Consider the following 16,410-nt stretch of genomic DNA (forward strand, 5'->3'; position numbering starts at 1 on the left):
GTTGAGCCCCGCAAGCGTGCCCTCCAACGGCCTTCTCGCCCTGACCGGAGCCCAGCTGGGCATCTGGAACGCGCAGCGCCTCGAACCCGACTCGCCGTACTACGTGGTCGGCGACGTGGTGGAGATATCCGGCGGCGAGCCGGTCGACCCGCACGCCCTGGCCGAGGCGGTCCGGGCGACCACCGAGGAGGCCGAGACCCTCCGGCTGCGGGTGTACGACACCCCGGACGGGCCGCGCCAGGCGGTGAGCGAGGAGCCGGTCGCGCTGCCCGAGGTGGTCGACGTCAGCGGCGCGGCCGACCCCGCGGCCGCGGCCCGGGTGCTCGTCGCGGACGAACGGCAACGGCTCGCCGAGGCATGCCGGGGGATGGTCGGCCGGGCGCTCTGCTCACGTACCGTCATCAAGCTGTCGGACCAGGAGGTCTGGTACACCCAGCTCGGCCACCACCTGGTCTTCGACGGCTACACCGCCTCCATGCTCGCCCGCCGCACCGCCGCCCGCTACACCGCCCTGGTGCGCGGGACCGAGGCGCCCCGGCCGACGTTCGGCCGCTTCGCCGACCTCGTCGCCGCCGACCGGGCCTACCGGGACGGCGACCGGTGCGCCGAGGACCGCGCGTACTGGGTCGAGCGGTTCACCCCGCTGCCCGACCTCGGCGACCCCGGCGATTCCGCGGCCGGGCCCCCCGACCGCACGCTGACCGCCCGCGCCGTCGTCACCCCCGAGGAGACGGCCCGGCTGCGCGCCTTCGCCGACCGGATCGGCGTCACCTGGGGAGAGGCGCTGATCGCCGGCTACGCCGCCTTCCTGCACCGCGTACTGGGCCGCACCGACGTGGTGTTCGCACTGCCGCTGATGTGCCGGACCGGATCGACCGAACTGCGCACCCCCGCCATGGCGGTCAACGTGCTGCCGCTGCGGGTGACCGTGCGCGCCGGGGACGACCTCGTGGAGCTGAGCCGGCGGGTCGCCTCCGCCATGCGCGAGATGCGTGACCACCAGCGCTACCGGGGCGAGGACCTGCCCCGCGACCTCGGAGCGCCCGGGGCGGGCGCGCTGCTGCACGGGCGCGGGATCAACCTCAAGGCGTTCGACCTGGCGCTCGACTTCGCCGGGGCCGCGGGCGTGATGCGCAACGTCGCGGGCGGACCGCCGGAGGACATGGGCCTGAGCGTCCTGCCCACCCGCGACGGCGGACTGCTGCTCGGCTTCGAGGTCGACGCCCGCGCCAAGGACCAGGCTTCGGTCGACGGCCTGCTCTCGGGCCTGCGCGCCCTGCTGTCCGGGCTGACCGACGGCCTGCCCGTCGGACGCATCGCCCTGACCGGCGACACGTCCGGGCCGCCGTCCGACTGGTGCCCGCCCGCGCTGCCCGGTACGCCGGTGGACGTGCCGGCCGCGCTCGAATCGATGGCCGCCGCGGGCCCGGGGCACACGGCCCTGGTCTGCGGCGACGACCGGCTGTCCGCGGCGGAACTGGCGGACCGGGTGCACCGGGTGGCCCGTGCCCTGCGGGCGCGCGGGATCGGGGCCGACGACGTGGTGGCGCTCGCGCTGCCGCGCTCCGCCGACTCGGTGGTCGCGCTGCTGGCGGTGCTGGACGCCGGTGCCGCGTTCCTGCCCCTGGACGCCGCGCACCCGCCCGAGCGGCTGCGCGAGCTGATCGACGACGCCCGCCCCGCACTGGTGCTGACCGCCGGGGCGGTGGACGGGCTGCCGTGGACCACCCTGCTCGACGAGGCCGCCGGGCTCTCCGCCGCGCCCCTGACGGCCGGTGAACTGTCCGCGCCCCGCCACCCCGAGCACCTCGCCTACGTCATCCACACCTCCGGCTCGACCGGACGCCCCAAGGGCGTGCTCGGCCGGGTCGGCGGCCTGGCCGCGCTGCTGCACCACCAGCGGTCGACGGTCGTCGCCGAGGCCGAACGGACCACCGGGCGACGGCTGCGCGCCGCCCACACCTACTCGTTCGCCTTCGACTCCGCCCTCGACCACCTGGTGTGGCTGCTGTGCGGACACGAACTGCACGTCTACGACAGCGAGACCGCCCGCGACGCCGACGCCCTGCTCGACGCGTACGCCCGCGACGGCATCGACATCGTGGACACCACCCCGTCGATGGCCTCGCCCCTGGTCGACGCCGGGCTGCTGGACCGGCGGCCGGCACTCCTGGTCCTCGGCGGCGAGCCGACCCCGCCCGCCCTGTGGCGGAAGGTCGCCGGATCGGGCGTCACCGCGCGCAACATGTACGGGCCGACCGAGGCGACCGTCGACAGCACCACCGCCCGGATCGACGGCGGCGAACCGACCATCGGCCACCCCCTCGCGGGCACCCGGATCCATCTGCTGGACGGCGCGCTGCAACCCGTGCCGCACGGCACGCCGGGCGAACTGTACCTGGCCGGGCCGCACCTGGCCCGCGGCTACCTCGGCAGGCCCGGGGCGACGGCCGAGCGCTTCGTCGCCGACCCCTTCGGCGCGCCGGGCGAGCGGATGTACCGCACCGGCGACCTGGCCCGCTGGGTGCCCGGCCGGGGCCTGGAGTACCGGGGCCGCGGCGACGGACAGGTCAAGATCCGCGGCCACCGGGTGGAGACCGGGGAGGTCGAGGCGGCGCTCGCGGCGGTACCCGGCGTCGGCGCGGCGGCCGCCTCGGTCCGCTCGTCCAGACTGGTCGGCTACATCGTGTCCGCCTCCGTCACCGGGGACGAGGCCCGCGCCCACCTGGCCGCGCGGCTGCCCGACCACATGGTGCCGACGGCGGTGGTGGTGCTGGACCGGCTGCCCCTCACACCCAACGGCAAGCTCGATCGCGCCGCCCTGCCCGCACCCGCGCTGCCGGGCGGCAACGGCCGGGAGCCGGCCACCGAGCGGGAGCGACTGCTGTGCGCGGTCCTCGCCGAGGCGCTCGACGTCGAACGCGTCGGCGTGGACGACGACTTCTACGCCCTCGGCGGCGACAGCATCACCGCGATCACGGTCAGCAGCAGACTGCGCGCGGCGGGCCTCGGGCTGCGGCCCCGGGACCTGCTGGCACGCCGCAGCTTCGCCGCACTGGCGGCCTCCGCCGAGCTGCTGGCAAACGCCCCGGAGCCGGTGGACGACCCGGTCGGCGCCGTGCCCGCCCCGCCGATCGTGCGCGGTCTGCTCGACCCGCACCCCGATGTGGACGTCGTCGCCGGATACGCGCAGTGGACCGCCCTGAGCGTCGACGGACTCGACCACGACGCCCTGGTCACGGGCGTCCAGGCCGTGCTCGACCACCACGACGCCCTGCGGCTGCGGGTGGCCGACGGCCTGGAGACACTGCCCCGCGGCCTGGTACGGGCCGTCGTCGGCGAGTTCCGCGGCGAGGACGTGACCGCCCTGGCCCGGCGGCTGGCCGGAGAGCTCGACCCGAGGTCGGGCGACCTGCTGCGGGCGGCCCTGCTCCGCACCGACGACGGCACCCCGGACCGGCTGGTCGTCGTCGTGCACCACCTCGCCATGGACGGCGTGTCCTGGCGCATCCTCCTGCCCGACCTGCACACGGCCTGCACGGGCGGCACCCTCGCCCCGGCCGGGACGTCCTGGCGGCGGCACGCCCTCCTCCTCGCCGAGCAGGGCGAATCCGGCGCGCGGCGCGGCGAACTCGACCACTGGCGCACCGCGCTCGAAGCCGCGTCCCGGCTGGGCGACCGGCCGCTGGACCCCGCGCGGGACACGGTGGCGACCGCCCACCGCTCGGTCACCGTGGCCTCGGCCGAGGCCACCGAGGCACTGCTGACGACCCTGCCCGCGGCCTACCGCGCCGGCGTCGACGAGGTACTGCTGGCCGCGCTGGTGCTCGCCCTGCGGGGCTGGGGCCTGCGCGAGGACGCGGTGACCGTCTCGATGGAGGGACACGGCCGCGAACACCTCGACCTGGCCCGCACCATCGGCTGGTTCACCAGCGAGTACCCGGTGCGCGTACCCGCCTTCGACGACATCGGGCGGGCACTGCGCGCCGCCAAGGAGGCCCGGCGCGCGGTCCCCGACGGCGGCGTCGGCTACGGCGTCCTGCGCCACCTCGACCCGGAGGCCGGTCCCGGGCTCGCGGCCACCCCGCCGCCGGACGTGCTCCTCAACTACCTGGGCCGGTTCGCCCCGTTGACCGGCACCGGATGGGCCCTCCCGGAAGACGACGCCTTCTCGGTGACCGAGCCGGACGCCAAGGCCCTGGAACAGGTACTGGCCCTCAACTGCTTCGTCCACGAACAGGACGAGCCGCGGCTCGCCGTCGAGTGGACCGCCGCGACCGGGGTGCTCGGCGCCGACGCCGTGGCGGAACTCCAGCAGTCCTGGGCCGCGGCCCTGGACGCGCTGGCCGCCCACGCGCTGCACACCGAGGGCGGGCTCACCCCGTCGGACCTGCCCCTGGTCGGCCTCGACCAGAGCGCCATCGACGCCCTCGAACGCACCGGCCGCGTCGCCGACGTACTGCCCGCCACCCCCCTCCAGGTCGGACTCTCCTTCCACACCCTGGTCCGCGACGCCGATGACACCGACGTCTACGTCGTCCAGGCCGTGACGACCCTGGCGGGAGCACTGGAACCGGCCCGGATGGCCGAGGCCGCGCACGAACTGCTGCGCCGCCACCCCGCGCTCCGCGTCCATCTGGCCACGGCCGGGGACGACGTGGTGCAGGTGGTCCCCGCCGACGTCACCCTGGACTGGCGCCAGGACGACCGGTTCCCCGAAGCGGCCCGCGCCGATCTGGAACGCCCCTTCGACCCGGCCCGGCCGCCGCTGATCCGCTTCCTGCTCTCCCGGGTCGGACCCGCCGAGCACAAGCTGGTGATCACGAACCACCACGCCCTGCTCGACGGCTGGTCGATGCCGCTGGTCGGCCGCACCCTGCTCGCCCTCTACGCCGAGCTGGGCGGCGGCCCCGCCGCGCCCACCGCCCCGCCGCTGTCGGAGTACTTCCGGTGGCTGGCGGGCCGGGACCCGGAGGCGTCGCTCGCCGCGTGGCGGGACGCGCTGGCCGGCGTCGACGAGGCGACCCGGCTGGCCCCCGCAAGCACCGGGACCGGTGTCGAGCGCCCCGGCCGCGAGACCGTCGCGCTGGGCCGCGAGTTCAGTGACCGGCTGCGCGCCTTCGCCCGCGAGCGGGGCATCACCCTGACGACCGTGCTCCAGACGGCGTGGGGACTGCTGCTGGGCAGGCTCACCGGACGCCGCGACGTCGTCTTCGGCTGCCCGGTCTCCGGGCGCCCCGCCGAGGTCGACGGCGTCGAGTCGATGATCGGCCAGCTCGGCACCACCGTCCCGGTACGCGTCCGGCACACCCAGGACCAGACCGTGCTGGAGCTCATGGCACAGGTGCACGCCGAGAGCGTCGCACTGGCCGAGCACCACCACGTCGGCCTGCCCGAGATCCAGCGGGCGGTGGGCGTCGGCGAACTCTTCGACACCATGCTGGTCATGGAGAACTTCCCGCTCTCCAGCCGCAACCGCACCCCGCTCGCCCCCGGACTCGACCTGACCGGCGTGGACATCACCGACGCCACGCACTACCCGCTGACCGTCATCGTGATCCCGGACGAGGAGATCACCATCGGCCTCGGCCACCAGCCGGGCGCCTTCGCCGCGGAGACGGTGCGCGACTACGGCCGCTGGCTCCACAACCTCCTGCGCGAGATCGTCGACGACCCGGCGCGGCCCGCGATCGGGCTGCCCGCGCTCGATGCCGACGAGCGCGCCCGGATGCTGCGTACCGGCACCGGCGCCACCCCCGCCAGGACCCGCGGCCACTGGCTGGAGGAGTTCGCCGCCCAGGTGCGCCGCAGGCCCGGCGCCGAGGCCCTGGTCTGCCGCGACCGCAGCCTGAGCTACGCCGAACTGGACCGGCGGGCCAACCAGGTCGCCCACGCGCTGATCGGGCTCGGGGTGCGACCGCAGGACCCGGTCGTGGTCCTGACGGGCCGTGACATCGAGATGACCGTGGCCCTGTTCGGCGTCGCCAAGGCGGGCGCCGTGTACGTGCCGATGGACACGAGCTACCCGCGCGAGCGGCTGGCCTTCATGGTCGACGACATCGCCCCGGCCGCCTTCGTGACGACCGGCGCCGAACCGCCCGTCGACCGCGGCGTCCCGGTACTGCGCCTGGACGACCCGGCCGCACTCGCCGACGCACCGGACACCGACCCGGCCGGAGCCCGCGCCGGGCTCACCGAGGACGCGCTCGCCTACGTCATCTACACCTCGGGCACCACCGGACGGCCCAAGGGCGTCGGCGTGACCCACCGCGGCGTGCCCGACCTGATCGCGCTCCAGGAGGAGGTCGTCGGCGTCACCGAGCACGACCGCTACCTGCACTTCGCGTCGACCGGGTTCGACGTCGCGTTCTGGCAGACCATGGTGCCCCTGCTCTCCGGCGGCACCTCCGTGATCGCCCCCGAGGAGGTGCGCGTCCCCGGCGACGAACTGCTCGACTACATCGTCGAGCACCGGGTGACCGGAGTGAACCTGCTCCCCTCGTTCCTGGCCGCGATGCCCGACGACCGCACCGTCGACCCCGACGTGTTCTTCGTCGTCGGCGCCGAACGCCTCGACCCCGAACTGGCCCGCCGCTGGGGCCGGGGCCGCCGGGCGCTCTTCAACGCCTACGGACCGACCGAGGTCACGGTCAACTCCACGACCTGGCACTACGACCCGGACGACGCGGGACCGCTGCCGATCGGCCGCCCCGACCCCAACGTCCGCGCCTACGTCCTGGACGGCGGGCTCCAGCCGGTCGGCGTCGGCGTGACGGGCGAGCTGTACCTCGGCGGGCCGAGCCTGGCCCGCGGCTACCTCGGCCGGCCCGCCCTGACCGCCGCCGCCTTCGTGGCCGACCCGTACGGCCCGCCCGGCGATCGGATGTACCGCACGGGCGACCTGGTGCGCTGGCGGCCGGACGGGCAACTGGTCTTCCTCGGCCGCGCCGACCACCAGGTCAAGGTCCGCGGCTTCCGCGTCGAACTGGGCGAGATCGAGTCCGCGCTGACCGGCCACCCCGATGTGCGCGCCTCGGCCGTGATCGTGCGGGAGGGCAGGCTCGTCGGCTACGTCATCCCGAGCGACGGCGCCGACCCGGACACCGCGCGGATACGCGCGTACCTGGCCGGAGAACTCCCCGACCACATGGTGCCGACGGCACTCGTGCCGATCGACCGGCTGCCGCTGAGCCCCGGCGGCAAGCTCGACCCCGCCGCGCTGCCCGACCCCGGGACCGTGAGCGCCGCGCGGCGCGAACCGGCCACCGAGGCGGAGACGGTACTGCTCGGAGTGTTCCGCGAGATCCTGGGCACCGACGACATCGGCCCCGACGACAGCTTCTTCGACATCGGCGGCGACAGCATCGTGTCGCTCCAACTGGTCTCCCGGCTCCGGCGCCGAGGACTCGGCCTGACCCCGAAGGACGTGTTCGAGGGGGAGACGGTCGCGGGCATCGCGGCGCGCGCCCGCGCCCTCGACGACGACACCGCACCCGCCGTGGGGGACGCGCCGCTGACCCCGGTCATGCGGGAGCTGCTGCGCCGCTCCGGGGCGGCCGCCGACGGTTTCTGCCAGTGGGTGGAGATCTGCGTACCGCCCGGCGGCGACGAGACGGGCTGGCGGGCCGTACTCGACGCGCTGCTGGCCCGGCACGACGTGCTGCGCGCCCATCTGGCCGACGACGTGCTGCGCATCCCGCCGGTCGGCGCGGTGACCGGCGCCGAGGTGCTGACCGCACTGCGGGCCGGGGACGACCTGCGGGCCACCGTCGACTCCGGGATCGCCACCGCCCGGGAGGCGATGGACCCGCGCACCGGCCCCGTACTGCGCGCGGTCTGGGTGGACGCCGGGCCGGACCGGCCGGGCCGGCTCGTCCTCGTCGCCCACCACCTGGTCGTCGACGGGGTGTCCTGGCGCGTGCTGCTGGACGACCTGGAACACATCCACTCCGGCGGGACGCCGACCCGGCACGGCCAGTCCTTCCTCGGCTGGGCCCGTACGCTGCGCGACGCCGACCGGCGGGCCGAACTCCCGCACTGGCGGCGGATGAGCGCCACCCCGGCCCTCGCCCGGCCGCTCGACCCCGCACGCGACACCGTGGCCACCGCGACGCACCACGAGATCGCGCTCGACGCCGGGGCGACCCGGGCCCTGGTCACGACCCTGCCGGCCGCCCACCGCACCACCCCGGACGCCGTGCTGCTGACGGCGCTCGCCCAGGCCGTACGCGCCTGGCGCGGAACGCCGGAGGTACTGGTCGCGCTGGAGAGCCACGGCCGTCCCCGGGAGGTCGACCTCTCCCAGACCGTCGGCTGGTTCACCGCCGTCCACCCCGTGCGGCTCGACGCCGGCGACGACGTGACGGCGGTCAGGGAGCGGCTGCGCGCCCAAGGCGACGGCCTCGGGTACGGCATCCTCACCGCGGCGGGCCTGCTGGACCCCGTGACCCCGGAGATCGCCTGGAACTACCTCGGCCGGTACCCCGGCGCCCCGGACCGGGAGACGCCGTGGCAGGCGCCCCCGGACGCCGACCCGCTCGGTTCGGGCGGCTCCGACGCGATGCCCCTGCCGTACGGACTGATGGTCAACGCCCTGGTGCGCGACGACATGCTCGGGGTCCGGATCACCTGGCCGTCCGCGCTGTTCACCGCCGCCGAGGTGGAGGACCTGGCCGAGCACCTGCGGACCGCGCTGCTGCGGATCGCGGCCGCACCGGAGCTCGGGGCACTCGACCGGGACCGCCCGGTCGCCGGAGTGCAGCCGCTCACCCCGTTGCAGGAGGTGATGCTGCGGCACTCGCGCACCGAGCGCCCCGACCCGTACACCGTGCAGTCGACGTTCTCCCTCGCCGGTCCGCTCGACACGGATGCCCTGCGGGGAGCGGGCGACGACCTGCTGGCCCGGCACCCGAACCTGGGCGCCGTGTTCCCCGCCTCCCTGGCGGTGATCCCGGTGTCGCCCCGGCCGGACTTCCGTGTCTGCGACGGGCCGGACCTCGGCCTCGGCGACGGGCCCGCCGACGAGGTGCTAGCGGCCGACCTCGCCGAACCGTTCGACCTCGCCCGGGGACCGCTCCTGCGCCTCACCGTCGTCCGGCGCGGACCCGACCGTGCCGACCTGGTCCTGACCAGCCATCATGTCCTCTCCGACGGCTGGTCGGCCCCCCGTATCCTCACCGAGCTGTTCGCCCTCTACACGGCGAGGCTGCGCGGCGGGGCTCCGGAGCTGCCGGCCCCCGTGCCGTTCGCCGGCTACCTGGACTGGTGCGCCGAGCACGAGCCCGACCTCGGCGCCTGGGCGGCCGAGCTCGACGGACTGCCCGAGGGCGACTACCTGGGCGGCGGCGAACCCGGTCCGGCCTGGCAGGAACCCGAGGTCATCGAGTTCGACGCGGCGCTGGTCGCCGAGCTCACCCGGCTCGCCGCCCGGCGCGGCCTGACCCGCAACACCCTGGTGCAGGGCGCGTGGGCGGTGCTGCTCGCGCGGCGCTCCGGCCGGGCCGACGTCTGCTTCGGCGCCATGGTCGCCTGCCGGCCCCCGGCGCTGGAGGGCGTCGAGGAGATCATCGGGCTGCTGGCCAACACCGTGCCCGTCCGGGCACGGCTCGACGGCACCCTCGCCGACAGCCTCGCCGAACTCCAGTCCCGCCAGCGGACGCTGGCCGACCACCACCACGTGGCCCTGTCCGACCTGGAACGGCTCACCGGGCGGCGCAGGCTCTTCGACAGCCTGGTGGTCTTCGAGAACTACCCGGTCGACCCGGACCGGCTCCGTGAACCCGCCCCGGGCCTCACGGTCGTGGGAACCCGCTTCCGGGAATCCACCCACCACCCCGCGACCCTGACCGTCATGCCGGACGGCGACGGCTGGACCGGTGTGCTCGCCCACCGGGCCGGTACGGACGTCGACGGGCTGGCGGGCGAACTGCTCGACCTGCTCGGCAGCCTGGACAAGCACCTGGACGACGACGTCAGCAACCTCCTGGAGGGCCGATGAGCGGCGGCGCCGCGCCACCCGTGGAGCGGGTGGACAAGCAGCTGCTGAGGACCGCGTTCATCCTGGTGCTCGGCACCTTCATGGCCACCCTGGACGCCACCATCGTCAGCGTCGGCATCGAGGGCCTGGCCCAGGAGTTCGATGCCTCCGTGGCGGAAATCCAGTGGGTCTCCACGGCCTATCTGCTGGCCGTCGTGGCCGCCGTGCCCGCGTCCGGCTGGCTGGCCGACCGGTTCGGCGGCCGACGGACATGGCTCGTCGCCGTGGGCGTGTTCCTGCTCGGCTCGGTGCTCTGCGCGTCGGCCTGGTCGGTGACCAGCCTGATCCTGTTCCGGGTGGTCCAGGGGCTCGGTGGCGGGCTGCTGCCCGCCACCGGGCAGGCGCTGCTGGCCCGGGTCGCGGGGCCCGGCCGCACCGGCCGGGTGATCAGTGTCGTCGCGGTGGTCCCGCTGCTGTCACCGGTGCTCGGCCCGCTGGCCGGCGGCTCCATCCTCGCGGTGGCGCCCTGGCCCTGGCTGTTCCTGGTCAACCTGCCGATCGGCGCGGTCGCGGTCCTGCTCGCCCGCCGCCATGTGCCCGATGTGCCCCCCGCCACCCGGCGGACGGCCTTCGACCTGCGCGGGGCCCTGCTGCTCTCGCCCGGCCTGGCCGTGCTGGTGTTCGGGCTGACCGAGGTGGCCCACGGCCGCACCCTCCCGGCCGCGGCCGGGGTGTCGGCGGGGCTGGCGATGCTGGCCGGATTCACCGTGCACGGACTGCGCACCCGCCGCACACCGCTGGTCGACCCCCGGCTGTTCGCCCGGCCGCCCTTCGGCGCGGCCGCCGTCGCGCTGCTCGTCCTGGGCGCCTCGGTGTTCGGAACGATGTTCCTGCTGCCGCTGTACTTCCAGACCGGCCGCGGAATGTCGGCCTGGGGGGCCGGGCTCCTCCTCGCCCCCCAGGGGATCGGCGCGGCGGCCGGGTCCGTGCTGGTCAACCGCACCATCGACAGAGTCGCGCCCCGGACCCTGGTGGTCACCGGCATCGGGCTGATCCTGCTGGGTACGGTGCCGTTCACCCAGCTCGGCCACGAGCCTCCCGACATCGCGATCGCGGCGGCGCTCGCGGTCCGTGGCGTCGGGATGGCCATGGTCGGCGCGCCCGTGATGAACATCGTCTACAGCCGCATCGAACCCGAACTCCTCCCGCGCGCGTCCGGAGCGCTCAACCTGCTCAACACGGTGGGCGGTTCGGTCGGCACCGCCGCGCTCGCCGTGGTCCTTCAGAACCGGCTGTCCGCCCGGGGCCCGGACGTCTCCGGGGCGTTCGGCGACACCTTCTGGTGGGTGCTCGGCTTCTGCCTGTTCGCCGCCGTCGGGGCCACCCGGCTGCCGCGGACCGGTCCGCGCCCCTCGGGGAAGCCGGCGGAGTCTCCGGTGAAGCCCGCGGGCTGACGGACGGTCCTCCCGCCGGACCAGGGGGTCCCGGTGCCCGGGCACCGGGACCCCCTGGCTCAGAGCCCGGTGACCCGGGCGCTCGCCGACAGCTCGTAGACCAGGGTGACCGTGCGGCGGCCGCCGGGCGGGAGCGGCACGTCCCAGCGGACGACGCCCTCGGCGTCGACCACGTCGGGCGCCGGGACGCACGCGTCCTCGCGCAGGCGCACCTCCACCGCCGAGACCTCGGAGACGGGGATCCGCTCCCGCAGGGCGACGACCCGCTCGCCCCGCTCCCCGGGGGCGGAGAACCGGGACAGATGCAGCCGGACCGTGCGGGTGACCACCGTCCGCTGGGTGAGGGTGGTGGAGTCGCGGGTCTCCTCGGCCCGGCGGACCACCCGGTAGTCGTCGCGGCTGCCGAAGGCCAGCTCGACGGGTGCGCCGGGCGGGGTGAAGTCGACCGTGCCCCGGCCGCTGAAGCCGCTGCCGCGGACCAGGTCCACGGGACCGGCGAGCAGCGCGTGTCCGGACCTGTTGTCGAACCGCACCACCTGGGTGACCAGCGGCGACAACTCCGGTACGCAGGCGTACTCCCCGGCCGCGGCCGTGGTGAACGCCGAGAGCGGCACCCGGTGCGCACGGCCGTCGCCCGGCACCGAGACCGGCGCGGGCGCTCTCAGCACCCGGGCCTCGCCGCCGTCGTCGACCCCCGGCAGACCGAGCACCGGGGCCGGGCCCAGGGCCCCGATCTCCTCCTCGCGCAGCTCGACGTCGACCGTTCGGCGCTCCGCCGCCGAGCGCTCCATGAGCGTCAGCCGGTCCTCGTCCAGCCCCGGTGGATCGGTGGCCGGTGTCGAGCGGGCCGTCGACAGCGTCAGCCGTACGTCCGACCAGTCCTCACCGGTGCGCTGCCAGACCACCGCGTCGGTCTCCAGCGTCAGCGCGTCCCCGTCGAGCACGGCCCGGTAGGCGGGCCGCCACAGCGCACACGGGGTGAGATGGCTCAGGCGCAGACCGACCGGACCGGCGACCGCGCTCTCCACGGTCAGCTCGATGTGACCGGTCAGCTCGGCGGGCTCGTCCTCGGCGAGACACAGCGCCTGCTGGGCCTCGCCGAGTTCGACGTCCAGCGCGGAGAGCCGGTCCTTCACGGCGCGCAGTTCCTCGCCCCGCGTATCGCGTTCGTCGTCCACCCGGTCCAGTTCGCGGGCCCAGCGCGGCGGTTCGCTCTCCCCGGCGCCGGCGCCCTCGCCGATCTCCCGCAGCAGATCGGTGGCGAGGCCGCCGAGCAGGTCGAGGCGGGCCCGCAGCCGGTCGTGCCGCCTTCCCAGGGCGAGCCGCTCCTCCTCCAGGGCGTGGACGCGCAGGCGCAGGGCGGAGTCGTCGTCCGGGGACGGCCGCGGTCCGCGCGGCGTCCAGTCACGCACGATCCGTACGTCGAGCACGGTCGCGGGGTGATCGGCGGTCAGCTCGGCATGGAGGGTCCGGTCGACGGCCTGCGCGCCGACCGGGCCGAGACGCAGCCGCTGGACCCCGGCCTCCAGATCGAGCACGGCGGCGCGCTCGACGTGGGCGCGGTCCTCCAGGCAGGTCACGGCGACGACGGGGAGGGCGATCGGCTTCGGGGCCGTGGACATGTGGTGTGTCAGCTCCTGCGGTTGCCGCCGACCAGGGCCTTGCCGGTCGGGATGCGGATCTCGTAGCCGCCGTCGAGGGCGGCGGTGGCGCCTGCGGGGAGGTCCAGTCGCCAGACGCGGGTGCCCGGAGCGAGCCGGTCGGGTCCGGTTCCCTCCTCGGGTGCCGTCCAGTCGGCCCGTTCCTCGATCCGGACGTCCGGTTCGGAGGTGACCGGCACCCGTTCGCGGACTTCCACGGCGACGGGCCCGGCGAGCAGGTTGGCCAGTTCCACGTGGACGCGGTGGTCGAGCACGGTGGTGTTGTTGCGCAGGCCCGACGTCGACTCGCGCAGATGGGTACGGCGGGTGACCCGGATGCCCTCGGCGGGCCCGAGCCCCATCCGGCGGACACCGCCGGGTGCGAGCGTCGGCAGTGCGGCGGTCAGCAGGAACTCGTCGTCGACGGTGACCTCCACCGGTCCGGCCAGCAGTGCCTGATCGGTGGCGTTGGAGAGCACCAGCGTCGCGTACACGGTCTGCTCCACGGACGGCACGCAGAGGTACTCGGTGCGCAGGCCGACCGGGATCTCACCGACGGTGACGGTGTGCCAGGTGCCGTCCGACGGAATGTCGGCGCGGGCGGCGGCGTCGAAGCGGTGGTCGAAGGAGCCCGCCGACTCGCGGGGCCGTACGGCCTTCCCGGGCAGCGGCAGCGCGGCCACCGCCTCCGCGCGGCGGCGGTACTCGGCCGCCACCGGGTCGAAGGACGAGCCGGGGAAGAGCCGCCCTCGGCGATCGCCCTGCTCGTCCGGGCCGCACAGGACGAGGCCGTCGTAGTCGAGCTCGCTCCCGCTCGGCTGCGGCGGACCGGCCACCGGTGCCGGAGGGGGCGGCGGCACGGCCCCGCCGGGAGCCGGGGGAATCATCGGCGCGGGCGGGCCCGCGAAGGACCGGGAGCGGGCACGCGACGGCCCGCCCGGCCGTGCCCCGGTCTGCTGAGCGGGGGCGGGCACCGCGCCGCCGGGCACCGCGCCGCCGGGCGCCGGGGCGCCGTAGCCCTGCGGCGCCGACGGCGGGGGAGGCGGCGGCGGGAGCGGCGCGGCACTGCCCGCGACAGCCGTGGGCGCGCGGAAAGGGGTCGGGCGGGGGCCCGCGGAGTCGTACCCGGTGAACAGGTCACCGAGCCCGGCCGGGGGCTCGCGCCAGCCGGACGGAGCGGGGGCGGGCTGACTGCGCCCGATCCGGATCGAGCGCAGCTTCGGCAGGTCGGTGCGGCGCCGCAGATCGGCGGTGGCCAGGGAGACGCGTACGCCGGTCCAGTCCTCGCCGGTCCGCTGCGCGACCGAGGCGCGCAGCGTCAGCCTGCCGCTGCCGTCGGCCCGGCGGTGGGCGAGCCGGTAGGCCGGGACCCAGACGGCGCCCGGCACCCCGTACTCCAGCTCCACCTCGGTCTCCGCGTCGCCGCAGCCGTCGAGGGTCAGGGCCGCGCAGACCGTGGTCTCCACATGCGCCGACGGCGCGTCGGTGGAGGCGCGTCCGAGCCGGTCGACGGCGATGTGGTGAGCGTGCTCGATGTCGCGCAGCGCCTCCTCCAGGGCGACGAGGCGCCGGTGCAGTCCCGCCAGCCGTTCGTCGACGAAGTCGGCGAGCTCCAGCCACGCGTCGACCGGGGCGCGGCGGTGCGGGTCGTCGCGCCTGCGGGGCGGCGGCACCGGGCGGAGAGCGGCGACCTCCTCGATCAGGCCCAGCTGCCGGTCCCGGCGCTCCCGCGCAGCCGCGTGCTCGTCGCCCAGCCGCTCGGCCTCGTGTCGCAGCCCGTCCGGCGTGCCGGTGCCGAGCGGCTCGGCCTCGACCTCCACCCGGGCCTCGGTGACGCGCGCCCCGGAGGCGCCCAGCACCCGGGCCCGCAGCGATCCCGGGTCCAGCGAACGGGGCAGCCCCGTCACCCGCACCCGGCCGCCGGGCGACACGCGGCCCCGGGCCAGGCGTCTGCAGACCGCGCCCTGCGCGTACACCACGACCGCGTCGAGCGTCGAGTCCCACCGCGGTGTCGCCCCGGTCGTCATGTGTTCCGCCCCCCTGCCGTGTCCATGCTGAGGGCAGCCTACGCCCGGACGGTCCGAGGGCACGCGCCGAGCGGGAGGAGAGGAGCCGGGACCCCGCGGCGTACGCCGACTGCCGGGCCCGGCGGTGTGGTTGGCTGGGCCGTATGGGTCTCAGGAGAGGTGTCCCCACGAGCACGGGCGCGCGGACCGGCCGGCACGGAGCGGACGCGACACGGCCTCCCGCCGTCCGGCCGGGAGACGGGGCATGAGCACCGGCCGTGTCCCGGTCCCGGGGGCGGTGCCGCCCTTCGACCCCGAACTGGACGTGGTGCTCGCCGCCCTGGGCGAGGAGGCTCCGGAGCCGCTCACCCCGGCGAACCTGGCCGCCCGGCAGGAACGCGACGCCGCGTCCCGGCCCAGACCGACGGCCGGGGAACTGCGCGCCGACGGCCGTTTCGAGGTGACGGAGTTCCAGGTGCCGGGACCGCCCGGCGGACCGGACGTCGCACTCGTGGGCGCGCGCCCTTCCGGCCTCACCGGGCCGCTGCCCCTGCTGTACTACATGCACGGGGGCGCGATGGTCATGGGCAACGCGTGGTCCGTGCTTCCGCGGATCCTGCGCGAATGGGCCCTCCCGCTGGGGCTGGCCGTCATCTCCGTCGAGTACCGGCTGGCACCGCGGGCGCGGTACCCGCAACCGCTGGAGGACTGCTACGCCGGACTCCGCTGGGCGGCCGGCCACGCGGCCGAGCTGGACATCGACGCGGACCGGATCGTCGTCGGAGGCAAGAGCGCCGGCGGCGGGCTCGCCGCGGCCCTCGCCCTGCTGGCCCGCGACCGCGGCGGTCCGGGGCTGCTGGGACAACTGCTGCTGTGCCCGATGCTCGACGACCGCGGCGACACCTTCTCCAGCCACCAGATGTCGGGCATCGGCACGGGGGACCTCACCTCCCACACCACCGTCTGGAAGGCGCTGCTGGGGGACCGCTACGGCGACCCCGACCTGCCGCCCCACGCGGCCCCCGCCCGCGCCACCGACCTCTCCGGCCTCCCCGCGGCCTATGTCGAGGTCGGGTCGGCCGAGATGTTCCGGGACGAGGACGTGGCCTACGCGAACGCGATCTGGCAGGCGGGCGGCGCGGCCGAGCTGCACGTATGGCCCGGTGGCTGCCACGGCTTCGACGGCCTGGCACCGCGGGCCGCGCTGAGCCGGGACGCACGCGAGGCCCGCACCCGCTGGCTCCGGCGCCTCCTCGGACGGCCCGCCGGAACGTAGGAACGGGCCTGCGCCGGGGCCCGGGACGCCATCGCGTGAGCGGGCTCCCCGGCCCCGG

5 protein-coding genes are annotated in these 16,410 nt (G+C 75.8%); 3 read left to right on the plus strand and 2 right to left on the minus strand.

The window, feature by feature from the left end; genetic code table 11:
* Position 1 precedes the first annotated feature (1 nt).
* Together ACFVFH_RS31555 and ACFVFH_RS31560 are read left to right on the plus strand one after the other, a co-directional pair.
* Positions 2 to 9,997, plus strand: coding sequence for an amino acid adenylation domain-containing protein (locus tag ACFVFH_RS31555; protein ID WP_383775013.1), 9,996 nt, complete (start codon positions 2 to 4; stop codon positions 9,995 to 9,997).
* The gene (locus ACFVFH_RS31560) at positions 9,994 to 11,430 is read left to right on the plus strand and encodes an MDR family MFS transporter (RefSeq protein WP_383775015.1); all 1,437 of its coding nucleotides are present in this window, start codon (positions 9,994 to 9,996) and stop codon (positions 11,428 to 11,430) included. Before ACFVFH_RS31555 ends, ACFVFH_RS31560 begins: the two co-directional genes overlap by 4 nt.
* 59 nt (positions 11,431 to 11,489) lie before the next feature.
* Here ACFVFH_RS31560 and ACFVFH_RS31565 read toward each other — a convergent pair whose 3' ends face one another.
* Positions 11,490 to 13,052, minus strand: a complete 1,563-nt coding sequence (locus ACFVFH_RS31565) for a DUF4139 domain-containing protein (protein WP_383775018.1) — start codon at positions 13,050 to 13,052, stop codon at positions 11,490 to 11,492.
* Positions 13,053 to 13,060: 8 nt separating this feature from the next.
* Positions 13,061 to 15,097, minus strand: coding sequence for a DUF4139 domain-containing protein (locus tag ACFVFH_RS31570; RefSeq protein ID WP_383775020.1), 2,037 nt, complete (start codon positions 15,095 to 15,097; stop codon positions 13,061 to 13,063).
* 244 nt (positions 15,098 to 15,341) lie between these two features.
* Here ACFVFH_RS31570 and ACFVFH_RS31575 point away from each other — a divergent pair, with 244 nt between their 5' ends.
* Positions 15,342 to 16,352, plus strand: a complete 1,011-nt coding sequence (locus ACFVFH_RS31575) for an alpha/beta hydrolase (protein ID WP_383775022.1) — start codon at positions 15,342 to 15,344, stop codon at positions 16,350 to 16,352.
* The last annotated feature ends 58 nt before the right edge of the window (positions 16,353 to 16,410 follow it).

It is taken from the genome of Streptomyces sp. NPDC057697 (assembly GCF_042799335.1).
Lineage (GTDB): Bacteria > Actinomycetota > Actinomycetes > Streptomycetales > Streptomycetaceae > Streptomyces.